Source organism: Lihuaxuella thermophila (assembly GCF_900110165.1).
Lineage (GTDB): Bacteria > Bacillota > Bacilli > Thermoactinomycetales > Thermoactinomycetaceae > Lihuaxuella > Lihuaxuella thermophila.
Genome location: NZ_FOCQ01000010.1, coordinates 97,025 through 121,872, shown reverse-complemented (window position 1 = coordinate 121,872; position 24,848 = coordinate 97,025). Strand labels below are relative to the sequence as shown.

Here is a 24,848-nt window from a genome sequence, read left to right as displayed (position 1 = left end):
ATTCCTCCACCCAATAACTTAGCCTTTGATGCCGGCGGTAATGTTTGCCCCTTCAATAAAATAGCGCTGGAAAATAAAGAACAGAATGATCACCGGCAAGAGGACGAGCAAGGACCCGGCCATCAAGTAGTTCCATTGGGTCGCTGCTTCTCCTTTAAAAATTTGCAGCCCGATCTGCAAGGTGTACAAAACTTCATCATTCAAATAGAGCAGCGGACCCTGAAAATCATTCCAGGCACTGTTAAAGGCAAAGATCGCAACGGTGGCGATGGCAGGCTTGGCCAACGGCACGGCGATCCTCCTCCAAATGGTAAAATGGCTCGCTCCGTCGATTTTTGCCGCTTCGATCATTTCATGGGGGATGCCCATAAAAAACTGGCGCAGCAAAAAGATATAGAAGGCCGATCCAAAAAAAGGAGGAACAATCAACGGAAGAGCTGTATTCAGCCATCCTAACTTGGAGAACAAAACATATTGCGGAATCAAGGTGACAAATCCCGGAATCATCATCGTAGACAAAACGACGGCAAACAGAACCTTCTTACCGCGAAATCGAATCTTGGCAAAACCGTAGGCAATCAGCGAGTTGGACAACACGCTGCCGATGACGGCAAATGTCGTGATAAACAACGTATTCAGCGTATAAAGGGTAAAAGGTGCAGATTTCCATGTATTGATGTAGTTCTCAAAATGGAATTCCTCCGGAATGATCGTCGGCGGAAATCGGGTAATTTCCTGCATCGATTTCAGGGAAGTGGAGATCATCCACCAGACAGGGGTCAGGATCAGGATGCTCCCTGCAATCAAGAGAAGTGAAATAAGAACGTTCATCCATTTTTTTCGAAGGCGGACACTTTGGAAATAGCTGTGTTTCGGTTGTGTGAATGAACTCATGATTCATCGCCCCCTTCGTAGTGCACCCAGCGCGGAGCCAGTTTCAGGTTGATTAAAGTGAGGATGAGCACGACCACAAACAGAACCCAGGACAAGGCCATGGCATAACCCATGTCAAACACTTCAAATGCCTTGTTCCACATATGCAGATTGTAGAATAGGAGCGAATTCACCGGTCCGCCGTCCCCGTTGTCGGACATCACATAAGCCTCCTGGAAGATCTGGAAGCCGTAGATCAAACTGGTCACGATGTCGAAGAAGATCACCGGAGTGATCATCGGCAGGGTAATATGGAAGAAGCGCTGAATCGCATTGGCGCCATCGATTTCGGCTGCTTCATAAAGAGATTTCGGCACTCCCTGCAGACTGGCGAGATACAACAGCATGCTGCCCCCGACACTCCACATTTTCATGAAGATCAGCGCATTCTTGGTCCAGGCGGGATCGGTCAGCCAAGCAGGACCCTCAATGCCGAACAAGCCGAGAAAATGGTTGACCAAACCTGTGGATGGAGCGAGAAGCTGCATCCACAAGAGATATACCCCCACCCCGGACAGCACGGCGGGCAAGTAAAAAATGGTCCGGTAGAGGCGCATGCCGGGCACTCCCTGGTTGAGCAAGAGCGCCAGCACAATCGCGCCGACCGTTGTCAGCGGCACAGAGAAAAGGACATAGTAGATGGTGTTCCAGAGGGAGATCCAAAACAAATCATCATTGGTAAACATGCGGATGTAGTTATCAAGGCCGATAAAATCCATTTTTGAGGTCACATCGTAATTGGTAAAACTTCCATACAGGGAGAAGAGCATCGGACCGGCCGTCAAACAGACGAAGCCGATCAGCCAGGGTGACAAAAACAGGTAGCCCTGGAGCTCCTCTTTCCTTCGCATCGATAACAGCTTTTTCTTGGGTTTGCTTTTTACATGGGTCATAATCGCCTCCATTGTTTTCATAAACTCCATCTCCTTTATCATCGTAAATCGAAGGGAGTGAACAAGGTCGCCCACTCCCCTTCACCGCTCTTACTATTGTCCGGCCATTTGCTTGAGCACCGCTGCTTGCGCATCCTGGAGCGCTTTTTCCGGCGGTTTGGAACCACGGAGGGCTTGATCCAGCTCCGGGTTGATAAACTTGTCATAATCAGGGGCCTTGATCGGCATGTTTTGCATCACCGATAGTTTCAAATTATCCACAGCGGCCTGGTACACCATTTTGGCCTCCCCGGAAAGCTGTGCCAAAATCTTGTCATTCGCATGCTTGTTGGCTACATTGTCAAAGAGTTTCGCGCCCCAGTAGGTTTGCGCCTCCACATCGGTCAGATACTTGATAAATTCATAGGCTTCTTTCACATGCTTGGAACCTTTCGGAATTTCGGCCACAAATCCGCTGCTCCAACTGTAATGGCCGCTGCCCGGTTTGCGCTCCGGCAACGGGGCCACCCCAAAATTCATTCCCTTCCCGTAATCGCGAATTTGTGTATAAAAAGTCGTATTCTTTACATACATGGCAACTTTTTGCGAGATAAACGGTTCAGACTGTTTTTGTCCAAATTCGCCTTTGAAAGCGTCGATGGTGTTCAAACCGTATTTCTCGTTAAATTTCTTGATCCACTTTAACGCTTCTGCGTTTTCCGGGTCCGCAATCATTGATTTATCGTTTTTGTCGAAGTACGGTTCACCGTCGGCATTGACCATCCATATATCCGGGCCTGCGTCCCAAAGGGGATAGAAGCCGATCCGCTCATATTTGTTTCCGTTTTTCTTGTCCAATTTATGGGAGTATTCCAAGGCCTCATCCCAAGTTTTCGGCGGCTTGTCCGGGTCCAGCCCCGCTTCTTTGAACAAATCTTTGTTGTAAAAGAGCATATATGTGTCCAGGTTAAACGGCAGCGCATACGGTTCGTTGTTGTAGAGGACGGCTTCCCATGCTTGCGGCAGGAAGCGGTCTTTAATGGATGGGTCGTTTTTGACATAAGGGCCCAAGTTTTCAACCTGGTTCTTTTGCGCCCGATGTTTTAACTTGCCCAGATCAGAAATGACAACGTCCGGCGGATTGCCGGCTGCAACTGCTGCCAACTCTTTCGTCCAGATATCACCAAACGGAATAAACGTATATTTTACAAAAATCTTGTCCTGGGACTTGTTGAAATCGTCAACAATCTTCTCGATCACAGGCCGGCGTGTTTCCGAACCCCAAAACGACCAAAAATCAATCTGCACACGGCCGTCTTTTCTTTGCTCCGATTCCGTTGAAGCACCAATTAAATTCCCGCAACCCGTGAGAAAGATCATGAATACCAACACGATTGCCACCAGAGAAGAAAGCGCTTTCTTCATATTCCGCAGTCACCCCTTATGAAAAGATCCAACCAAGCCATTCTCCGAACACTTATTAAACTCTATTTAATAAGTGTTTAAACATGTTTTTATTTATTCCTAAATTAGATTATAGTCTGAATTATATCTTTGGTCAATTTCTATTTTTAATAGATTGATCGTTCACAGTATGGCCGGGCAAGCCGTCCCTTTCACCCATTTCCCCTTTACTCATGGTGAAGCCGGGGAAAAGGAAACTGTTTCCTCTCCGGTCTGTGAATGTCATAAACATTTTTCCGTTTCCACTTTGATTAAAATCTGTTAAGTATTAAGATTATACATAAGAATAACGATTGGGAATCATGGCTCATTTCAGCCATTCCTGAAAAAATAGGGGTCTTCATTATGCAACAGCTGAGAGGAAATCTTCATCTGCTTAAAAAATTAAACCAAACCCGGATTCTGGACTTTATACGCAAACAGGGGCCGGTGAGCAAAGCGGATATCGCAGAGGGAATACAGTTGACCTTTATGGCTGTATCCAAGCTGATTAATGAACTGAACGAGATCGGGATTTTGAGAGTTCAAGGAGTGGGAAAATCAAGCGGCGGCCGCAAGCCGATCCTGTACGATTTGAATCCCGACGCTTTGTATGTGATCGCCATTGATCTGTCGTCAGAGGACATCAAGTTGGAACTCGTGAATTTCCATACGGAATTGATTGCCCAACGGCATATCCCGGCTCCGCCGGATAAAGAGCCGGCATCCTATATCAAAATCATTGCAGAAAGTGTCAGGCAAATGGTTGCCGACGCGAAGATAGACGATACGAAATTAATAGGAATCGGCGTTTCCGCCCCAGGACCGATCAACACCCACTCCGGGGAAGTGCTCTTCCCGCCAAACCTACCCAAATGGGAGATTGTTCCGCTTCAACATCTCCTTCAAGAAGCCTTAAATATACCGGTAAAAGTAGAAAAAAACGCTAATTTATCAGCCTTGGGTGAAAAATGGTTCGGCGTGGGCAGCGATGTGGACAATATCATCTATGTTTTGCTTGGCGACGGAATCGGCGGCGGGATTATCATCGACGGTGTGCTTTATAAGGGGAATCAATTCGGTGCAGGAGAAATCGGACATGTGACCATCGACCACAACGGCCCCCGGTGCAACTGCGGCAACTACGGCTGCCTGGAAGCCATGGCCTCCAGCATCGCAGTTGTCAAACGCATCCAGAAAGAACTGCTGTTAAACGGAGGCAAATCCCATTCATATCCTGCCAACGAACAAGTCAATATCACTGCTGTGATGAAAGCTCTCTCCCATCAAGATGAACTGACCGTCCGGGTGATTGAGGAGGCATCCTACCTGCTTGGAATCGGTCTGATCGGCATCATCAACTCCTTCAATCCCCAGAAAGTCATCATTGGAGGAAACCTTCCCCAAGCTTACCCGAAAATGGTTGAAATCGCTGCTTCTGTGGCTAAAACTCGGGTGATCCCCGTTTTCCGCGATAAATTGAATATTGTGCCCGCAGCTCTGGGAGAACGTTCCGCGATCGCAGGCGCCGCCGCGTTGATTTTGGAAGAGATTTTTACTCTTCACTTGACTTGACGCCGCGAATCAACCGGCTCCCCTCCCCGCCCGGTGTAATCAACAAGCTGTTGCCCCTTTCCCTGATATATAATGAGGATGAGGCCATAAACAAGAGGTGGGAAAATGACATGTGGAAAGAAGAGCTCGTAAAGGAAGCCTGCCGCAAATTCCGGGGAACTGAAAGTTCTCTGAAACGAATCGGTGGCTTCTGGGAAAATGTCTACGAATACGAACGTGACGGGGAAGCTTGTGTATTGAAGCTGATTCCGATCGCTGTCAAAGATAGAAACCTTATTTATTCTGAATTGCAATGGGTGTCGTTTTTAAGAACACAAGGAATCCGCATTCCCAGGCAAATCCTCTCTGTGCATGGGAAAACTGTGGAGGAGATCCGCCGCCTTCCCGTCCCCTGCTGTATCATCTCTTTTCAGAAAGCCCCCGGAAAGTTTGTCAACCCTGAAAATCCGTCCGAATGGAACCGGACCCTTTTCCGCCGCTGGGGACAAGTGATGGGCAGGATGCATTCCTTATCCGGCAAATTTCACCGGCACCAGTCCGTTCCGCCATTTGAAGAATGGAATGAAGGGGAAATTTATCACCGGGATTTATCCTTCGCGGAGAGTTCCATCAGGGACCGCTTGAACGCATGCCTGGCCAGGATCGAGACTTTCCCCAAAAACGAACGTTCGTACGGACTGATACATAATGATTTCCACCATCGGAATTTTCTGCTCAGCTACCGGGGGGAAATGATTCTCTTCGATTTTGCCGATGTGAAGTATCACTGGTTTACCTATGATATCGCGATCGCGTTATACCATGCGCTGAGTTCGGTCGAACAGCAGGACAGGGCAGGGTTTAAAACGATGTTTCTGGAAAGCTTTATGTCCGGCTATCTGCTGGAACACCAACTGGAAGAGGGATGGGAGGAGCAGATTGACTTTTTTCTCGAGTTCCGCCTGCTTTTCTCGTATCTCCATCAGATGACCCATCTGAACAGGGAAAAAGCGAGTGAAGAGACGATCCGGCATCTGCGGCGGATGAAAGAAAAATTGCTGCGCGGCGAATCGGTTCTCGCATCATAAACGACCAAGGCTCTCTGGTTCAGAGAGCCTTGGCTGCAGTGTTTATAAATAAGGTCTCGGATTCACAGGCCTTCCGTTTTTATGGACTTCAAAGTGCAAATGATAACCGCCTCTCGCTCCATACGAACGGCCGGCGTTGCCGACACCGGCGATCCGTTGCCCTCTGCGAACGCGCTGTCCTTCATAGACAGAAATCGTATACCTGTACATATGGGCATACCGGGTGGTTAAGCCGTTCCCGTGACTGATGTCAATATAGTAGCCATATCCTCCGGGATCAGATTTGATCAGCGTTACGGTCCCGTCTTCAGCGGCATAGATCGGAGTCCCGGGTGGCCGTGGGATATCAATCCCGGCGTGGAAGTGGCTTCCCCGGTCCTGCCCGAAGTTCCAGGAAACGTAACCGGGTGTGCTCGGAAACCCGAGTATGCCGTTTCCGTACGACACAAAACCCAGCGCACCCAGCTCTTTCTTTTCCAGCTCCTCAATCGTTTTTTTATGTTTCGCATACGCTTTTTGCAATTCCTCTACCGCTTTCTTTTCTTCTTCCAGGAGAGGAGCCAGTTCGGCTTTCTTTTGGTTCAGTGCTTTGATGTTGTCTTCATATTTCTTTTTTGTCTTCATAAAACTTTGCAAAATGGATGCATCCCGTTTCACGAGGAGGCGAACAACTTCGAACCGGGCCAAAAATTCGCTGAACGAACGCGCTTCCAGCAGCTTCACCGTGTATTCCATTTCACCGCTTAAATAAACACGTTCTATGATCGTTTTAAATCTCTTAAATTGCTCGTTCAACGCTTTTTCATTTTGTTGCTTCTCCTGATTCAACTTCGCAATTTGCGCGTCCAACGGCCCCATTTTTTCTTCGATCTTCTCAATCTCTTTCTTTTTCTCTTCAAGAAGATCCAGGACTTTCTCAGCTTCCTCTTTTTGTTTTTGCTTGTCCTGTTGAATTTTCTTCAATTCCGACTGACTTGCCGCAAAACCGCTGCTTGGCACGAAACCGCAAAACGCCAGACTGATTACGATTAATCCAATGCCGATCCGTCGTTTCATACGAGTTTCTCCTCTGTACAAATGATGGAATTCGGTTCAAGCAACCGCTTGAATCGTCACTTTAAAAATCAGTTATGTAGTCGCCAACTCCACCAACAGGATACCATACTTAAAAACTACTATTTTTTCTGCTCATATTCAATATAATCCCTCTCATTTGACAGCATATTTTGACTGTATGCTCTGCCGCAACCTGAAAAAAAGCTGCCGGACCCGTCAAAAGTCCGGCAGCTGTCCTGAGATCGTCAAGCTTTTACGATTCTGGTGCGTCTTTTTTCTTAAACAAGGAATCCAACGCGTACATCCCGCTGCCGCAAAGCGCGAGGAAAACGGATATGGCCAGCAGTGCGAGATCCAATTCATATCCTGCCGACTTCCCGTTTCCCATAAAACCGGCAGCTCCTTTTACGGTAATGATGGCACCGATCATAGTCAGAGCCAGGAGCAGCGAGAAGATTCTTGTGCCCAACCCGATGATGAGCGCGATCCCGCCCACCAATTCAATGATTGCAACGATATAAGCAAGAAATCCCGGCAGGCCCATCCCCTCAAAGAATCCCGCAACATTTCCAAGTCCGGTCTGGAACTTGGACAGGCCGTGCACGAAAAAGGTGATTCCCAGTACAAGCCGTAACAGCAACGTACCTGCTTCCACTCTGCTCAATGTTCTCCCCTCCACAAAACTAAAACTAATCTGGTTACAGTTAATCATAGAAAACAGTTCAGAATGACAAAACAGAAGAAATCCAAGCCTGCAACCGCTTCTGCTCTTTACTATAACTATTTCAGTTACAGTTAGTCAATCATTTTTACATTCAATTATTTTAAAGGTAAGATCAACGGGAAGCTCGCCATTTCAATTGTCATGCCATCCAGTTTCCGAAACTTCTTTTTGCAGAGCAAATTGGATGGCCCGATCGGCAATTTGCTCGACTGTATACTGTTCTAATGTCTGAATAATGGATTTCTCCACTTCAATAGCAATTTCGTCAAAAGCGAGTGCAATTCCTGCTCCTACGGGACAAGCAGGATTCGGTTCGGCAGGACTGGGGGCCAGCGCATTTTCCAATTCCATCGCCTTGTATACTTCAGCAAGGGTAAGCTGGTTCGCCGGTTTAGCCAGTCGATATCCGCCGTCCCGTCCCTCTCTTGTCTCAATAATTCCCGCTTTGACCAGGCGTGCTAATACTCTTCTCAGAAAAACGGCATTCGTATTGACGCTTCCCGCGATATAACAACTGGTATAACCTTCTTTGGATTGAGCTAAAACGGCCAGAGCATGCAAAGACATCGAAAACCAACCTGAAGCCATAGTTTTCACTCCCATAGATCGGTTCCGGTTAAAAGCATGACCGGTCCCGTAAATAACGACAACAAAAGATGGATTCCCGGTTATTTCTGTATACATGTTATTTTACATGAATCGGTATTCCATACACATGGCCGGCATGGAGATTTCATCATGATCAACGATCGCGATTCCGGATATAAAAAAACTCCCATGGGAATCATCCCACAGGAGTTTTCGGGCCCACTCTTGGCCGGAATTACATCATACCGCCCATTCCGCCCATGTCCGGATTGGCGCCGCCTTTGTTTTCTTCCGGTTTGTCGGCAACAACAGCTTCAGTGGTGAGAACCATTGCTGCAACGGAAGCGGCGTTTTGCAGAGCGGAGCGGGTTACTTTAGCCGGGTCAACGATACCGGCTTGGATCATGTTTACCCATTCACCGGTGAGGGCATTGAAGCCGATGCCGACTTCTTCTTTTTTCAGGCGATCAACGATGACGGAGCCTTCGAGACCGGCGTTGGCAGCGATTTGACGTACCGGCTCTTCGAGAGCGCGTTTGATGATGGCAACACCGGTTTTTTCGTCTCCTACCGGCAAGGAAGCTTCGAGGTCTTCCACAGCGCGGATCACATTGACGAGAGCGGTACCGCCACCGGATACGATTCCTTCTTCCACAGCCGCACGGGTAGCGTTGAGAGCATCTTCAATGCGCAATTTTTTCTCTTTCAATTCGGTTTCGGTTGCCGCACCTACTTTGATGACAGCTACGCCGCCAGCCAGTTTAGCGAGGCGCTCTTGCAGTTTTTCTTTGTCGAATTCGGAAGTGGTTTCTTCGAGCTGTTGACGGATTTGGTTGACGCGGGCTTTGATTTCTGCCGGTTCACCATAACCGTCCACGATGATGGTGTCTTCTTTTTTCACGCGTACTTGACGTGCGCGGCCAAGTGCGTCGAGACCGGTGGTTTTGAGATCGAGGCCCAGTTCTTCCGTGATGACTTGACCTCCGGTGAGGATGGCGATGTCTTGAAGCATGGCTTTACGACGGTCACCGAAGCCCGGAGCTTTCACGGCAACAGCGGTGAAGGTTCCGCGCAGTTTGTTTACAACGAGGGTAGCGAGAGCCTCACCTTCAACATCTTCTGCGATGATGAGGAGCTGTTTGCCTTGTTGAACCACTTTTTCAAGGAGCGGCAGGATTTCTTGGATGTTGCTGATTTTCTTGTCCGTGATCAAGATGTACGGCTCATCGAGAACAGCTTCCATTTTGTCGGTGTCCGTGATCATGTACGGGGAGATGTACCCGCGGTCAAACTGCATACCTTCAACGACTTCCAGTTCGGTGGTGAACCCTTTGGATTCTTCAACGGTGATTACGCCGTCTTTGCCTACTTTTTCCATAGCTTCAGCGATCAATTGGCCGGTGTCTTCATCGTTAGCGGAGATCGCTGCGACTTGGGCGATGTTTTCTTTGCCTTCGATGGTTTGGGCGATCTTTTTGATTTCACTGACTGCGGCATTTACGGCTTTTTCAATCCCTTTGCGCAAAACCATCGGATTCGCGCCGGCCGCTACGTTTTTCAAACCTTCACGGATGATCGCCTGTGCAAGAACGGTCGCAGTGGTCGTACCGTCACCGGCTACATCGTTGGTTTTGGTGGCAACTTCTTTGACGAGTTGCGCACCCATGTTTTCAAATGCGTCTTCCAGTTCGATTTCTTTTGCGATGGTTACACCGTCATTGGTAATCAGCGGAGAACCGAATTTTCTTTCGAGTACCACATTGCGGCCTTTCGGGCCAAGGGTTACCTTTACAGCGTTTGCAAGCGCATCTACACCACGCAGCATCGCGCGACGAGCGTCTTCGCTGAACATAATTTCTTTCGCCATCTTCTTCCTTCCCCTTTCCTTATGTAGGGTTTAATATTTAAGTCCCCATCTGAACGATCCGTTTTCAATTATTCAACGACAGCGAGAATGTCGCTTTCACGGAGAATGAGGTATTCTTTTTCGTCGTATTTCACTTCGGTACCGGCATATTTGGAGAAAATGACCCGATCCCCTACTTTTACTTCCAGAGGAACCCGGTTGCCTTTTTCATCCAAACGACCGGAACCAACAGCTACGATGCGTCCTTCTTGCGGCTTTTCTTTTGCCGTTTCCGGAAGAACGATCCCGCTTGCTGTTTTTTCTTCTTTTTCAACTGCTTCCAAAACAACACGATCACCTAACGGTTTGATCATGGGAATACCCTCCTTCATGAGGTGGATAATTTCATTATTAGCACTCAGTGTCATCGAGTGCTAACACCAATTATTATGATATTCATCTCTGACTCAATTTGCAAGACTATGGGCAAAAAAAATTAAAGGCAACTTGAAGCCAAATAAAAAAAACGTTTTCACCGGACGGAAAACGCTTTTCATGGCTGGGGGCCGGACTTTTTTCAGCGCCCCTCACAGCATTCCATATGGTTGGTGACAGAAACCTTCTCGGCCTTTACTTTAATGATTTGTTGATTACACACCAGATGTCCGGTTTGCTTCCCCACATACCGGCCGAACCGGTCTCCGACTAACCCCCCGATCACTGATCCAACCGCGGTACCCACGCCGGGCAGCACGGATGACCCCAGCAGGGCTCCGTATTCAATCCCAGCCATCACTCCCAGGGCACTCGATACATTTTCCGTTGTTTGTACCGCATACTCCTTTTTATTCAACTTCCCCTTGAGAAAAGCAACCGTGTCTGATAGTTGGGTAACGGCCCCTGTGAGAACACCCGCCCAGAAAGAGCCCCCTCGGATCATTTCTTTCATCACGAAACTCCCCCTTAACTTTGGTCTTCTTTCCAGTTTGATTCTTCCTTTTGAAATGGTTCATCCGGCCTGTTTTGTTCGATCTCCAGCCGGCCGTCCGGTGAAAAGTCGATTTGTGTTTGATTGCGGGCTTTTCCGTCTCTGTTGGTTCTCCGTTTACAGCGTTCGGATGTTTTTGTTCAGGATGTTTCACCTCTGTGCTTGCAAAGCTGCCGAAATCAAATTCATGTTTTTCCTGCTGGCCCGGCATCTTCAGGTCGCCGACCTTATTCCGTATTTCATCTGTCAGCCCTAATACCGCAGCCGTTCCCTTGACCGCCAGCCGGCGAATTGTTTTTCTGGCTTCGGGGGAAGTGGCGATCGCCACAACGCCAGCTGCAATCAGCCATCCAAGCGGGGACCGTGTCGGCAAGATCTTCTTTAATTTCATCTCTGTTGCCCTCCAATTCAGTTACCAAACGCTATTTCCGAGTCTGTCCCAAACCGGGTGATTTATGTACGGAAAAGCTCATTTTCGTTTACATATTTTTAATAAAACCCTTACAAACTAGCCTTTGTACCCTAATACAAAAAGGTGATCGGATTGAGGCAATATAAAGAACGCTTCATTCGCGTCTGCCCCGGAAGGCTGCGAACGGAAGTACACGGGCTTGAGGAGAATCACCGCCTGGCTGAACATTTGACCGCCCGGTTGCTTCAGCTGCCGGGAGTGCAAGAGGTAAAGCCCTGTACGCTCACAGGACGCGTTGCAGTTCAATATGATCCGGGTCAAGTGGACCTGAGTCTGATATGCACATTTATTCAACAGATTGAGGAATGGTTTATCCATTATAAAGAAACAGAGCGTGATGAAAGAACCCATCCTTGCCAACCGATTTCGCCCGTTTATGAGGAAGTGGCCGCGGGCAAAGCGGAGCCGGTTCTTGAATCTCCGGAACAGCCCGCACCGCCGGAGTTTCAGATTCCCGAGCACTTTCATCAAGTATGGAAACCCCCTCAGGGCCAGGAGTCATCTTCCAGAATTCCCTGGGGGCTTACGCTCACGTTAGGCGGTCTCACTTTGCTCGGCGCCAAGCAGATCCTGTTCGGAAAGTCTGCCGTAGCGAGCAGTCCCCTGCTTTTTGCTGCATCCGGCGTTTTATCTGTCGTGACCGGATATCCTTTTTTGCGGCGGGGCATCGATCAGTTGAGCGAGCACCGGAAGTGGAACGCTGACCTGATCCTGGGAACAGCCGCGATCGGTTTGGGGTTGATGAGGGAAAATTTACTCGTTTTGGCAGGGCTCAGCATCCTGCAATATATCCACTGGAAACGAAGTCAGTTAGAGAACGATGAGCCGACGCTTGCCAAAATGGAAGAACAATATCTATCTCCGGACATCCGTCAATACAGCGAAAAAATCGGCAAGTGGGCGTTTCCGATCGCCGGGCTTACCTGGGCGGTTACCCGGGATCCGTTGCGGGGCCTGGCGGTATTGCTCGCAGCCAATCCACGCCTGGTTCTCACTCCGGCGATCGCCGCCTGGAAACAGGCAGAGACAAACATTGTCCGCGAGGGTGGATGGGTGCCTGAAAACGGAACCCTCTCTCAATTGGCCCGGACACGGACGATACTGGTTGAAGACACTTCTCAACTTTTCCATCCTTCCACTCCCGGCTTGCAGCTGCTCGTCAACGAGGAGGCGGAAGAAGAGCGTGTATGGAACCTGGCTGCTTCATTATTGGCGAAAACCCATCATCCCTGGCGGGAAAACATACTCGCCAAAGCCAGACAAACGCACCGGACCATGCGGACCGCGTTTCACGTGGAGGAAGATGAGGACGGGGTCCGGGGAGACATTCATCAAGTCCCGTATTACTTCGGCAAGCTGGCCTATCTGCAAAAGCACGGGCTGAACGTCGACCCCTTCCTGCTCAAACTGAAACGGATGGAAAAAAACCGGACCGAGGCCTATTGTCTGGTCAGAAAATCAGGAACAGAAAGCCAATGTTTAGGCGTGATCTTCAAAGAAAACCATCCGCCTACATCCGCTTTCCTCAGCCTCAGAAAGAATTTGGAACAAGCCGGGAGAACCATCGCCGTTCTCAACAACAGCCTGCGCTTGGAGACACAGGAGCTGGAAAGCTGCGGCATTCAAACGGAATGGCTGGCCCTGAATCCCATGGAACAACAAAAACAACTGGCCCGGTTGCGGGAAGAAGGGGAAGAGTTTTTATTGTTGATACGGCAAGAGGGGAGCATTTCCACTTCACTTACCGGTTTGCTCCCGCATATTACCGCACAGCAATGGAAAGAGTTGCCCCGGTTGTTGCAGATCTCCGACAAAATCGGGGAGCAGGTGGACCGGCAGTTCCAGGCAACGAAACTTTTCAACGTGGCGGGAACCGTCCTGGCTCTTCCATTCCGCGTCAGCGCCATGATGATCAATCTGATGGCAGACGCCCTTTCCCTGGTCTTCTTATCGCGAATCCGGGACGGCCAGCGGCCGATGGAGGACCCTGCTCCATCGAATCAGGCCATGGCGGAAATTGCGGCCGCCACCTGCCTGGAGGCAGAAGCACCTCTGTGGTATACACTGCCTCCCCGTGAAGTGGCTGCCCATTTTTGTCTGGATGAACAGACCGGCCTGACAGATCAGCAAGTACAAGCTTTGCAACACCAGTTTGGCTACAACCAGTTGAGCCAACCAGAGAGTGAACCATGGTGGAAAGCTTATCTGGGACAGTTTAAAGAGTTCACAACGCTGCTGTTACTGGGGACCACCCTTTTGGCCTTTGTTTCCGGTGATATTTTTCACGGGCTGGCCATGACCGTGGTGCTCATGCTAAACGCGGCGATCGGCACCATTCAGGAGCGAAAAGCGGAAAAAGTGGTAGAGGCTCTAAACCAATATCAAGCGCCTCTATGCAAGGTCATCCGTAATGGCGAAGAACAAGTCATCAGCGGAAAAGAGCTGGTTCCCGGTGATCTGGTCCGCCTGGAATCCGGAGACCGCGTGCCCGCAGATATCCGTCTCCTGGAGTGCTGGAACTTCGAAGTGGATAAATCAATGCTGACCGGCGAGTCTGTGTCTGTGGCTAAGACGACTGACAGCGTTCCGGCCCACTCTTCCCTGGCGGAAAGAGCCAACATGGTGTACAAAGGAACAAATGTCTGCAGGGGACGGGCGGTCGGAGTCGTAGTGTCCACCGGCATGCGGACAGAGATGGGACATTTGATGGAGATGATCCGGGATAAGCAGAAAGAACAGACTCCCCTGCAACAAGATGTGGCCCGCATATCCAAAACCTTTATCAAAGCAGCCCTCGCCATCACCCTGTCCATCTTCGTCATCGGTCTCTTGCGGGGAAACTCCTTCATGCAAATGATCCCGACATCCATTGCGCTTGCCGCTTCGGCCGTACCGGAAGGGTTGCCCGTAACGGTTACGATCGCTCTCAGCGCCGGTATTTTCCGGATGGCAAAGAAAAGCGTGCTCATTCGCAGGCTGTCTGCATTGGAAACACTGGGAAGAGCCACGGTCATCTGTACGGATAAGACCGGGACTTTGACAAAAAATGAAATGACCGTGCGTTCCGCAGCCACTCTCGGTCATCAGTGGGCTGTAACGGGCGAAGGGTATAATCCGGAAGGAACGCTGGTCAGCGAGCACCCGGTTTCCCCGGGCCATGAAGAAGACTTGAAACAGCTGGCGAAAATCGCTCTTCTCTGCAATAATTCCAAGCTTTTGCATCAAGAAGGGGAATGGTCCGTCATCGGTGATCCAACGGAAGGAGCCTTACTCACTTTTGCGCATAAAGCAGGCATATCTTCTGACGAGACGGAGCAGTGGAACCGTATGCATGAGGTTCCGTTTGACTCCTCGACGGGTAAAATGAGCGTCGTCTGCCGGAAACCGGAATCCATGCATGAGGAGCAAAACTGCTATGTCCTCACGAAAGGCTCCGTCGAATCCGTGCTGGAGAATTGCCGGTTTGTCCAGTCAGAGGGAAAAGTGGTACCGATCACAGCAGAACACAAACGGCAAATTTTAAAGCAGAATGAAGAGTACGCCAAACAAGCCCTGCGCGTACTCGCCTTCGCCTATCGGCCCATCCATTGGGACGGAAACGGGGACGGGATTGAAAACGACTCCGTCTATGTAGGAATGGTTGGCATGATGGACCCGCCAAAAGCGGGGATCGGAGAGAGCATCCGTGAAGCAAAACAGCTCGGGGTCAAACCGGTCATGATTACAGGTGATCATCCGCTCACTGCCTATGCGATCGCCAGGGAAATCGGGATCGACCATCAGCCTGAATTGTTGACAGGCCAGGAATTGGACCAGCTTTCGGATGAGGAATTGAAAGCGCGAATTGAACAAATTTCCGTCTTTGCGCGGGTCACTCCCGAGCACAAACTTCGCATCGTGCGGGCCTATCAGGAGCTGGGCCACAAAGTTGCCATGACCGGTGACGGCGTCAATGATACCCCCGCGATTAAACAAGCCGACATCGGAATCGCCATGGGACAAACCGGGACGGAAGTCACAAAAGAAACCGCCGATATGGTTCTGGAGCAGGATCACTTTGGCTCCATCGTTCAGGGGGTGAAAGAGGGCCGAACGATCATCTCCAATATCCGCAAAGCGCTGGGGTGTCTGCTGACGGGAAACTTGGCCGAGATTATCGTCACAGGGATTTCGGTGGCCGCCGGGATGCCGCTTCCGCTCATCCCGATCCAGATCTTATTGATGAACCTGCTCACCGATGCCTTACCGGCCATGATCCTCGCTGTCAATCCCGGCAACAAAACCACACAAACAGACCGCATTCAGCTCGCGGACCGGGAACTGTACTCCAAAGTTGTCATCCGGGGATGTTTGCTCGGACTCGGATCGCTGGGCCTGTTCACCGCAATCCTGGCGGCCGGAGGCAGTTTGGCCATGGCGCAAACCGTCGCTTTTGCCACCTTGGTCAGCGGCCAGTTGATTCAAACATTCTCCTGGAGACAAGAAGGTTCTGCGGAAAGCGCGAGAGACTGGATGAAAGACCGGTTCCTCGTGGGAGCTTTAGGCGTATCGGCATTAGCGCTGCTAAGCACGATCTATCTCCCTGGTGTCAATACCTTCTTCCATACCGTTCCCTTGGGAGCCAACCACTGGTTGAAAATATTGCTGGTCTCCGGAACGGTCAGCATGATCTCCAGACCGATTCACCGTCTTATGACCAAAAAGAAAGAAATCACTTCAACAATCCAGCCGATGAATCTGCCGGAAGCCGCTTAAAAAAGGAGTGGATCATTCATGAAACAAGCAGAAAAATGGTTCATCGGGGTTGCCCTGGCGGTGGCCCTTCCCGCCCTTTTGCCCATCGTGAAAAAAACGGCCCGCCCCTTGATGGAACAGGGGGCGGACTGGGCAAAAAAATGGCTCAAACAAGCGCAAATCATGACTGTTAAAGCCAGACACGAACTGGAGGATATCTGGTTCGAAGCCCAATACGAACGAATGCAGAAAAATTGGCAAAGAAAATCTTATACCTATACCGACTAAAGCACGGAGGAATTCTGGCATGGAATCCCAAGCATCCATTGAACAACATTTAAAGCAAGCATTTTTTCATTTAACAGCTGCGGTAAACGAAAGCTTGAATCAAGTGGAAAAGAACGAATCGGAGAAAGTAAGATTGGGAGCCATGTGGGAAGCGTTTCTCTCCCAATTTTTCTCCTATGTCAAAGAAAAAGGGAAAGAAAAGCGGATCAACATGATCGGCTGGATTCCCCTTACAAAAATAGCGAAATGGCTGTGAGCACAGATGAGCCCGGTTTGATCAAGACGGGCCGGGGGATGTTTCAGGGGAAAGCGGAAACGGTTCCCGGCCTGAACAACCGGACTTACTCGGAATCTTCCTGTTCCAACCGGCGGTATAACCAGGCTGAGATCCCGATGCTGATCTCGTAAAGCAAGATCAGCGGGATGGCCACCAGAATATTGGAAATCACATCTGGCGGTGTAATGACCGCCCCGATGATGACGATCACCAGATAGGCCAGACGCCTCGCCTTCTTCAACAACTGGGGAGTGAGCAGTCGAATCCGCGTCAGAAACAGCACGATCACCGGCAATTCGAAAAACAGAGCCACCGGGAACGTAATATTGAACAAAAAGGTGAACGCTTCGTACACCCCGTACATCTCCTGGATTCCCATCTGCCGGTTTAAATGGGTCATAAACGTGATCATATAACGAAAGATGACAAAATAGCCAAAGGCAAGTCCGGCCAGAAACAACCCGATCGCCGCCGGAATGTACATCAGTGCCGCTTTCTGCTCTTCCCGCTTCAGCCCGGGCCGGACAAATTGCCAGAGATGGTACAGGATGATGGGTGAAGTAAAGATAAAGGAGAGAATAAACGAGATCTGCATGAAAATTTTCAAAGGATCGCCCGGATTGAGCGTGTTGATCGGCAAGTGTTGAAAAGCGTTGTCGCGGATCAAATTGAAAATATCCACCGAATAAACAAAGCTGACGACCAACGATACGACGAAAGATAAAAGAATCCAGATAATGCGGCGGCGAAGTTCTTCCAAATGGTCTGTCAACGGTTGCATCTTCTCGTCACTCATAAACGATTGCTCCTTGGAACGCCGGAAAAGGGCATCAATTTTGTTTACGATTCATCGTTCGTGCCGGACAGATGAAGAGGGTGTTCACCCATTTCCTCCTCCCCGTCCGGAAAGTTTTTCAAAAAGTAGATCAATGTCTGCAGTTCGATTGTCAGGTCAATATTGTGAATCCGGACGTGGGCCGGGGCGATCAGACGGGCGGGCGTGAAGTTTAAAATTCCGCGAATTCCCGCTTTCACCAAAAAATCGGCCGTCGATTGGGCAGCATTAACCGGAACGGTCAGGATGGCCACTTCCACGTGATGGAGCTGAATCACTTCTTGAAGGCGATCCAACGAATAAACCGGAATTCCGTCAACGTCCGTCCCGATCTTAGCGGGATCCTGATCAAAACCGGCAACGATCTTCGTATTGTGGCTCCGGTAAAAGTTGTAGCGCAACAAGGCAGTGCCCAAATTGCCCACCCCGACCAGGACCACATTGGTCACCTCATCCTGCTTTAAAAAGTCGCGCAAAAATTGGAGCAGATAGGTGACATTGTATCCGTACCCCTTTTTGCCCAACTCACCCAGGTAAGAGAAGTCCCGCCGGATCGTGGCAGGGTCAATTTGCAGCGCGTCACTGAGATCGGCGGAAGAAACCCGCTGCTTGCCGATCGCATGCAATTTTTCCAAATAGCGGTAGTACAGGGGCAACCGCTTGGCGGTCACTTGTGGAATTTTATGGTCAGGCATTTTGCACCTCCAATTACATCTTGCTTCTTAAATTTTTTATATGTGAGATTCTGAACAAAACCGAATTATAAGTTCAATATACCATATCATCAAGTCATTTCCTTTATTCTTGCCTTGACTTCAGTACGTTCAATTTTTCCCAATATCATTGTACTATATCATCGTGAAGAGAGGGTGAAGAGTTCGTGAGAAGTTATGATCACATCCATGCGCTGATCATGCTCCTCCGGAAATACCGTCTCCACGATTTGTTCGGGAAATGCCACACCGACCCGTTTGCTGTTCAGGGACTGGGCAGCGAAAAAACGGTCATAGTATCCTCCCCCGTATCCCAGGCGGTATCCCTCCCGGTCAAACGCGACACCGGGCACGATCACCAGCGGAATCTGCCGCGGCTTCACCTCTCTCTCCCGATCTTCCGGCGGTTCGGCGATCCCGTAGGCGCCGGTCTTCAGCTCGGCCAAATCCTTCACCCGAAAACATCTCATCGACCGGTCTTCCGGATACGCCTTGGGCAAAATCACCTCTTTGCCCTGCTTCCAGGCAGCATTCATGGCCGGTTTTACATCAACTTCATTTCTGAAGGGCATGTAAAACAGGATGGACTCCGCCTCTTGAAATATCGGGAGCTGGACCAGAGTCCGGCAGATTTGTTCGGAACATTCGCTCATATAGCCGGGGGCCAATTGGTTTCTCACCTGAAGCAAACGCTGGCGCAATGATCTTTTGTCTGACATCTCGGTTCATCCTTTTTGCCTTGATGATTTTATTGTACAACAAATGCTTTGCCGTTTGCCCTTCCGACTTTCCTCATATACACTGGAAAAAGGGTTTGAAAATGGGGTGGAAACAACATGTTACTCAAAGCGGTCAACATAGATAAATCATTCGGGGGAACCGTTGTCCTCGAACAGGTCAATCTCCAGGTGAATGAACAGGAGCGCGTGGGCCTGATCGGACCCAACGGAGCCGGAAAATCCACGTTGTTAAAGATTATAACCGGAACCTTGCTGCCTGACTCGGGAGAAATTCAACTTTCCAAAAAAACGCGTCTCGGTTATCTCGCCCAGCAGTCGGGACCCGATTCGGACCGGACCATCTGGGAAGAACTCGTGTCCGTTTTTGCCGGGCTCCAGCAGATCGAACAGGAATTGCGCCATCTGGAACAAGAAATGGGCCTGGAACACGTCTTCTCCAACGAGCAACGATACCAAAAAACACTGGAAAAATATGCCGCTCTCCAGGAATCATTTGAAGAAAAGGGCGGATACGGCTATGAAGCCCGCATTCGCGGAGCCTTACACGGACTGGGGCTCGCCGGGATCGACTGGAAGAACACCAAAATCCCGGAACTGAGCGGCGGGCAAAAAACGCGGGTCGCCCTGGCAAAAATGCTGCTGGAAGAACCGGACCTCCTGATTCTGGACGAACCGACCAACTACCTGGACATGAACGCCATCTCCTGGCTGGAACAAACGCTGGCCGGCTATAGCGGGGCACTCCTCATCGTCTCCCACGACCGGTATTTCCTCGACCGTCTGGTGAACGTCGTCTATGAACTGGAACACGGCCGCGCGACCCGTTATGTAGGAAACTATTCCGCATACGTGAAACAAAAAGAAGAACGAATCCTGTTGCAGCAAAAAGCGTATGAAGAGCAGCAAGCGCAGATTAAAAAGATGGAGGAGTTTATCCAGCGCAATATCGCCCGTGCCTCTACCACCAAGCGGGCCCAGAGCCGGCGCAAGGCGCTGGAAAAAATGGAGCGGATTGAAAAACCGGTCACCAGCCGCCGCAAGGCAGCGATCCGCTTCGAAACGAAAGCGGCCAGCGGCAGACAGGTACTGGAAGCCAAGGGGCTCGCCGTCGGTTACAACTCGGCGTTGATCGAAAACCTCTCTTTCCGCCTGGAGCGCGGGGAGCATGTGGCGCTCCTCGGACCCAACGGAATCGGGAAATCCACCTTGCTCAAGACGATCGCCGGCAAGCTCCCGCCACTCGGCGGAACCCTCCAGTGGGGAACCAATGTGGAGGTGGATTATTACGACCAGGAGCAGAAGGACCTGCACCCGGACAAACAAGTGCTCGACGAATTGTGGGATGAGCATCCCCAGCTCGACGAAACGACGGTTCGTTCGTGTCTGGGACAGTTTCTGTTCAGCGGGGATGATGTGTATAAACGCGTCAGTGATTTAAGCGGGGGAGAAAAAGCGCGTCTGTCTCTCGCCAAACGGCTTTTGAATCAAGCCAACTTCCTGCTGATGGATGAGCCGACCAACCATCTGGATTTACCCAGCAAAGAGCGTCTGGAAGAAGCCCTGCAGGAATATCCGGGAACCCTGTTATTCGTCTCGCACGACCGTTACTTTATCAACCGGCTGGCCACCCGAATCTGGGAGTTCACGCCCGAAGGAATCCGCGATTACCCCGGCGACTATGAACGATATCTAGAAAAAAAAGCGCTGGAAAAGCTGCAGAAAGCCGAATCATCTCCCAAAGAGGATGCAATAAGCGAATCCGCCCGTCGCCAAAAAGAAAAAGAGGAACAGCGGCGCCAAAAGAAGCGGCAGCAACAGATTGAACGGCTGGAACAGGAGATTGAACAGCTGGAAGCAGACATCGCCCGCATTCAGCAGGAATTGTGCCAGCCCGAAATCTTCTCGGACCCCCTGAAGAGCGCCGACTTGCAAAAGGAGCTGGAAAAGCTGGAACAAACCCTCTCCGAGAAAACCGACCAGTGGGCGGAACTGGCCGATGCCTAAACGAACCCAAGCAGGTGGAATAAGCCACCTGCCTGGGTTTTTTGTGTCATTCATTCACGTTCATGATCGATCGATTTGCGGGCTATGAAAAGCGTTCAATTCCGTCAACCGGCCTTGTAAACCTATCTTTCAATACTAATAACACCTTCTACATACTTGGCCCTGCGTGAGATGTTCATGTTTCAATACCATTATGGATACAACTAAACCGGAAGCTTATCAATACAAGTTAGGAAGATTAAAGTTTCAATACCAATATGGATTCAACTAAACCCATTGGTCACGCTTCTTTAAACGCTCCCTTGCCTTGGTTTCAATACCAATATGGATACAACTAAACCTCCAGGTGGATACATTTCGTTGGATCAGTCCCTGTTTCAATACCAATATGGATACAACTAAACGAGAACCATGAAGACGTATTGTCTTGATCCTGCTAGAGTTTCAATACCAATATGGATACAACTACACCATGCCGTTTTGTTTATTAGAATTGCATATAAAATGGTTTCAATACCAATATGGATACAACTACACGAATTATATCGCTTCTACAAATGGGCTAATATGTTCAGTTTCAATACCAATATGGATACAACTACACGTGGTTTCACGTGGCTAGTAAATTACGGGATAAAATGTTTCAATACCAATATGGATACAACTACACCCGTATGTGAACACCACTAATACCAAGCAATTTCATTATACCAAAAACCAAAAAAATCTGTGAACCTCCGATCTTGCAAAATCCCTGGGAGGTTCACAGACTTTTTATCTCAATCCTCATCCAGCCAGTCTGCCCGCCGTCCGCGAATCCGCTCAATGGCAATCGTACGCGCTTCAAACTCCAAAGAACTTTCACAGTCGGGAACTTGGATCTGATGCTTTTGAATACAGTCCTTGCACACTCGTTTGCTGATGGTGTCACCGGGGCCTTCGACAACCAGCCGGACATCTTTTCTCCAAGTCCAGTTCAGGCAAACCTCACAAAATGCGTAGTTTTCGGTAAGGCAGGGTTGGGGATGGGTCATGATGGTCTGCCTTAACTCGCGCTCGATCTTGTCCGCCAATTTCATTAACAGCTCTTTTCTGTTTGACACGGGACATCCCTCTGCTCATCTAAACTTGGCCACTCTCCACTCTTTTTCAAGATTCATTCTGTTTCAGCTTCTGCAATGGTGGGCAGCCATTCCCTTCTGGCGATCCTGCCATTGGTCAGGTTCGCATCCACGATGCTGCCGCTGTACCTGAAGTTAAAAGTGTTTCTGAGTTCTTTGATCACTCTTTCAATCTCCGGTCGTTTATAGCCGAGCTTGGCCATCGCATACACGACATACCCGACAGCATCGCTTTTCTTGATCAGTTGAGACTCGCCTTTTGTCAATGCGCTTTCCTCCTTCCGCTGTTCTTCCCTCTTCCCAAACGTGGTATAATCGTACTGCACCATTCTTTTTATTTTGGGCCACTCGATATGGCTCTTTTTTTATGCAAACAGATCAACCACTTTACCAACCCACAATGTTTTTCCTTCCTCCATCTCCACACGGATCGCATCCACAAGTGGAATCCGGATGGTTTCCCCGTTTTCCGCAGCCAGTTGAACCACACACATCCGGTGCTTCGGTTGGTGCTGGATGTAACAGAAAACCTTGATGCGGTCTCCCGTTTGTTCACTCACTTCTGTATGAACCAGCTTCATTTGCGGACGTTGTTGTAGATCAGTCAAAAATGCCTGGACACGGTTCGCCTGACCCTTGACCAGCATCGCCAGCAAAATTTTCCGCCTCCTTTTTGTTTAATCCAGCAAAAAGTTAAATGAACAATTGTTTTTCTTCACATACAAATACTCTCATAGTAGAATTTGAATTACAAATATTTTAAATACTGTTTGAAGTACTCATGCTGGCTGTTTATTAACGGAAAATTGAACTCTAATCATAGATTTGACGGAAAAATGGTTCTGAACAAAAAGGCATTTTCAAAAATATAGGGGTTATTTGCCATTTGAGACATTGGTTTTTGGCGAAAATTTTTTGTCGGGGTGAGTAACATGCAATCAAAAGAAAAGGTTTTTGTATCTGAAGACCTTGGAAATATATTCAGAAAGGCTCGACTCAAACGGAATTTGAGTCAACTCGAAGTGGCGAGTGAAATTGAGGTTTCACACACGATGATCAGTAAGATTGAACGTGGTGCATACCTGGCAAAAAGGGAAACTGTAGAAAAACTTTGCAGTTTTTATGAGATGGATTTGGAGCGGGTATCAGAATCCCTTGATATACCAAACACTGATGATGACGAACTGGACCTGCCGCTCCAGTTAAAGGCAATTGAACATGAGTTGTGGGTTGATCCAGACGAGGGGATCGAGGAGTTAAGAAGATTTGAGAAGTATACAAAGCTGGAAGACGGGACAAAGTCGTCCAATATGGCTTTTGTATTCTTTTTGAAAGGTAAATACTATGAGAAGAAAAGAAAATGGAATGAGGCACTAGCCCATTTTGAAACGGCAGTTAAATATGCGAAAGAGTTTTCTGACGAGCTTGAACGCACGAACATCCTGGCTGTTTGTTATAATGGTTTGGGTCGTGTCTGTAACCATGAAAACAAATTAAGCCGGGCATTAAACTATATTGAAAAAGGGATTCAATCGTTTAACCCGGACGGGTTGCGTCCACATGTGTATTACAACCTGATTATCAATAAGGCAAGTGTTCTGGAAAAGTGGAATAGAGATAGTGAAGCATTAAAAATTGTCGAAGACACTTGGAAAGAAATGCACCGGATTGATATAGCAGATGCCCGTTTGAACTTGTATCAGATTCGAGTAGAGCTACTGATTAAATTGAAAAGGTTTGACGAAGCGATCGACATTGCCTCGGAGGGACTGGAAAAAGCGCGTGTTGACCATATGTACGACCGTTGCTTTGAGTTATGGTCGTCCCTTGGTGAAGCATACGCCAATAAACAACAACTATCTAATGCGCAAGTCTGCTTTCAATCTGCGTTGAAATTGGAAAACAAGATCAGAAAAAAATACCTGACAATTACAACCTATACTCAATTAGGTCTGTTATACTTGAAGAAAGGGAAGGTTCAGGAAGCTCAGGAGGCTTTGAAAAAAGCTGTCCTCCTGGGAAGAAACCTCAAAGATGATTACAGATTGGTTAAAGCCCTTTTCGCATATGGTCAATTCTTTTTAAATGGGAATAACGATCTGAAGGCTTTAAAGTGTTTTGAGGAAGCCTTGGATTTGGCTAAAAAACATTCATTGGATCTTTTTGTACTTGACATTTTGTTAGAAATCACTGATATTTGTAAAAAGAAGGACTTGCCAGCTTACCATGATTATATGGATGAGTTTCAGCAGGTTTTAAAAAAATTCCGGAAAGAGGGGTTCGGTCCGATGCTGCCACAAGTATTGCCCAATCAAGTGTCCGTTGTAAACGATCCCCCAGAAGATTGATTAAAACATTTTTCTTTCAATACTAAAAAAAGGGCTTCGCTTTCATGTCGAGAGCCCTTTTTTGTTTGCGCGTGTATTTCCTGGCTGTGTTTTCTACTTCTTTCCTTACACGCCCGTCACCCAAGTCTACCAAACAAAGTTCTCAACGAGTCGAAGGGTCAGACTTAAATAAAAATGGGAGACGGTGCGAATCACGTCTGACAACATTTAAATATATAACTGAT

Annotated in this window: 23 protein-coding genes and 1 CRISPR repeat array; of the genes, 7 read left to right on the top strand and 16 right to left on the bottom strand. The window is 48.9% G+C overall.

The genetic code is table 11. The features are described from left to right. Positions 1–18: 18 nt before the first annotated feature. The 3 genes from BMW55_RS12540 to BMW55_RS12530 form a co-directional block, all read right to left on the bottom strand. Complete coding sequence (locus BMW55_RS12540) at positions 19–894, bottom strand: carbohydrate ABC transporter permease (protein ID WP_089969745.1); 876 nt, start codon at positions 892–894, stop codon at positions 19–21. Beyond that, entirely contained in the window at positions 891–1,784 is an 894-nt protein-coding gene (locus BMW55_RS12535; protein ID WP_425283862.1) for a carbohydrate ABC transporter permease, read from the bottom strand. Before BMW55_RS12535 ends, BMW55_RS12540 begins: the two co-directional genes overlap by 4 nt. Before the next feature lie 135 nt (positions 1,785–1,919). Continuing rightward, complete coding sequence (locus BMW55_RS12530; protein WP_089969743.1) at positions 1,920–3,230, bottom strand: ABC transporter substrate-binding protein; 1,311 nt, start codon at positions 3,228–3,230, stop codon at positions 1,920–1,922. A gap of 384 nt (positions 3,231–3,614) precedes the next feature. On the opposite strand from BMW55_RS12530, the gene BMW55_RS12525 reads away from it, so the two are divergent. Further along, the gene (locus tag BMW55_RS12525; protein ID WP_089969740.1) at positions 3,615–4,823 is read left to right on the top strand and encodes an ROK family transcriptional regulator; all 1,209 of its coding nucleotides are present in this window, start codon (positions 3,615–3,617) and stop codon (positions 4,821–4,823) included. Between the two features lie 110 nt (positions 4,824–4,933). Beyond that, positions 4,934–5,890, top strand: coding sequence for a phosphotransferase enzyme family protein (locus BMW55_RS12520; protein ID WP_089969739.1), 957 nt, complete (start codon positions 4,934–4,936; stop codon positions 5,888–5,890). Between the two features lie 42 nt (positions 5,891–5,932). Here BMW55_RS12520 and BMW55_RS12515 read toward each other — a convergent pair whose 3' ends face one another. The 7 genes from BMW55_RS12515 to BMW55_RS19595 form a co-directional block, all read right to left on the bottom strand. Beyond that, positions 5,933–6,946, bottom strand: a complete 1,014-nt coding sequence (locus BMW55_RS12515; RefSeq protein WP_089969736.1) for a murein hydrolase activator EnvC family protein — start codon at positions 6,944–6,946, stop codon at positions 5,933–5,935. Between the two features lie 253 nt (positions 6,947–7,199). Further along, entirely contained in the window at positions 7,200–7,658 is a 459-nt protein-coding gene (locus BMW55_RS12510) for a DoxX family protein (protein ID WP_089969735.1), read from the bottom strand. A gap of 144 nt (positions 7,659–7,802) precedes the next feature. Next, positions 7,803–8,237 (bottom strand): RrF2 family transcriptional regulator, encoded by a 435-nt coding sequence (locus BMW55_RS12505; RefSeq protein ID WP_211663676.1) that lies wholly within the window; start codon positions 8,235–8,237, stop codon positions 7,803–7,805. Positions 8,238–8,493: 256 nt separating this feature from the next. Further along, positions 8,494–10,125 (bottom strand): chaperonin GroEL, encoded by a 1,632-nt coding sequence (gene groL / locus BMW55_RS12500; RefSeq protein WP_089969729.1) that lies wholly within the window; start codon positions 10,123–10,125, stop codon positions 8,494–8,496. A gap of 68 nt (positions 10,126–10,193) precedes the next feature. Next, on the bottom strand, positions 10,194–10,478 hold the full coding sequence (groES, locus tag BMW55_RS12495; RefSeq protein WP_089969727.1) for a co-chaperone GroES: 285 nt from the start codon (positions 10,476–10,478) through the stop codon (positions 10,194–10,196). A 203-nt stretch (positions 10,479–10,681) separates the two neighbouring features. Then, a complete protein-coding gene (locus tag BMW55_RS12490) occupies positions 10,682–10,957 on the bottom strand; it encodes a glycine zipper domain-containing protein (protein WP_244527551.1) in 276 nt (91 codons plus the stop codon). Continuing rightward, positions 10,950–11,483 (bottom strand): hypothetical protein, encoded by a 534-nt coding sequence (locus BMW55_RS19595; protein ID WP_211663678.1) that lies wholly within the window; start codon positions 11,481–11,483, stop codon positions 10,950–10,952. The genes BMW55_RS12490 and BMW55_RS19595 overlap by 8 nt, the downstream gene beginning before the upstream one ends. A gap of 153 nt (positions 11,484–11,636) precedes the next feature. Here BMW55_RS19595 and BMW55_RS12480 point away from each other — a divergent pair, with 153 nt between their 5' ends. Genes BMW55_RS12480 through BMW55_RS12470 form a run of 3 tightly spaced genes read left to right on the top strand, consistent with a single transcriptional unit; the run spans position 11,637 to position 16,842 of the window. Further along, positions 11,637–16,319 (top strand): cation-translocating P-type ATPase, encoded by a 4,683-nt coding sequence (locus tag BMW55_RS12480; protein WP_425283860.1) that lies wholly within the window; start codon positions 11,637–11,639, stop codon positions 16,317–16,319. Between the two features lie 18 nt (positions 16,320–16,337). After that, positions 16,338–16,586, top strand: coding sequence for a hypothetical protein (locus BMW55_RS12475; protein WP_089969724.1), 249 nt, complete (start codon positions 16,338–16,340; stop codon positions 16,584–16,586). Between the two features lie 19 nt (positions 16,587–16,605). Next, positions 16,606–16,842 carry a hypothetical protein gene (locus tag BMW55_RS12470; protein WP_089969721.1) on the top strand — a complete coding sequence of 79 codons (237 nt, stop codon included), beginning with the start codon at positions 16,606–16,608 and terminating at the stop codon, positions 16,840–16,842. 85 nt (positions 16,843–16,927) lie between these two features. Here BMW55_RS12470 and tatC read toward each other — a convergent pair whose 3' ends face one another. The 3 genes from tatC to BMW55_RS12455 form a co-directional block, all read right to left on the bottom strand. Beyond that, positions 16,928–17,659 carry a twin-arginine translocase subunit TatC gene (tatC, locus tag BMW55_RS12465; protein ID WP_089969719.1) on the bottom strand — a complete coding sequence of 244 codons (732 nt, stop codon included), beginning with the start codon at positions 17,657–17,659 and terminating at the stop codon, positions 16,928–16,930. 44 nt (positions 17,660–17,703) lie between these two features. Then, positions 17,704–18,393, bottom strand: a complete 690-nt coding sequence (locus tag BMW55_RS12460; protein WP_089969717.1) for a redox-sensing transcriptional repressor Rex — start codon at positions 18,391–18,393, stop codon at positions 17,704–17,706. Between the two features lie 158 nt (positions 18,394–18,551). Further along, on the bottom strand, positions 18,552–19,130 hold the full coding sequence (locus BMW55_RS12455; protein ID WP_089969714.1) for a 5-formyltetrahydrofolate cyclo-ligase: 579 nt from the start codon (positions 19,128–19,130) through the stop codon (positions 18,552–18,554). Positions 19,131–19,247: 117 nt separating this feature from the next. Here BMW55_RS12455 and BMW55_RS12450 point away from each other — a divergent pair, with 117 nt between their 5' ends. Next, entirely contained in the window at positions 19,248–21,155 is a 1,908-nt protein-coding gene (locus BMW55_RS12450) for an ABC-F family ATP-binding cassette domain-containing protein (protein ID WP_089969712.1), read from the top strand. A gap of 179 nt (positions 21,156–21,334) precedes the next feature. Beyond that, a CRISPR array of direct repeats spans positions 21,335–21,825; the repeat unit is 30 nt; unit sequence GTTTCAATACCAATATGGATACAACTAAAC. Positions 21,826–21,934: 109 nt separating this feature from the next. Here the strand turns inward: BMW55_RS12450 and BMW55_RS12445 are convergent. The 3 genes from BMW55_RS12445 to BMW55_RS12435 form a co-directional block, all read right to left on the bottom strand. After that, positions 21,935–22,258: a hypothetical protein gene (locus BMW55_RS12445; RefSeq protein ID WP_089969710.1), complete on the bottom strand. Its 324-nt coding sequence runs from the start codon at positions 22,256–22,258 to the stop codon at positions 21,935–21,937. Between the two features lie 53 nt (positions 22,259–22,311). Beyond that, positions 22,312–22,542: a hypothetical protein gene (locus BMW55_RS12440; protein WP_089969707.1), complete on the bottom strand. Its 231-nt coding sequence runs from the start codon at positions 22,540–22,542 to the stop codon at positions 22,312–22,314. Between the two features lie 99 nt (positions 22,543–22,641). Next, entirely contained in the window at positions 22,642–22,932 is a 291-nt protein-coding gene (locus BMW55_RS12435; protein ID WP_089969706.1) for a hypothetical protein, read from the bottom strand. Positions 22,933–23,208: 276 nt separating this feature from the next. Here BMW55_RS12435 and BMW55_RS12430 point away from each other — a divergent pair, with 276 nt between their 5' ends. Then, positions 23,209–24,624, top strand: a complete 1,416-nt coding sequence (locus tag BMW55_RS12430) for a tetratricopeptide repeat protein (RefSeq protein ID WP_089969703.1) — start codon at positions 23,209–23,211, stop codon at positions 24,622–24,624. The last annotated feature ends 224 nt before the right edge of the window (positions 24,625–24,848 follow it).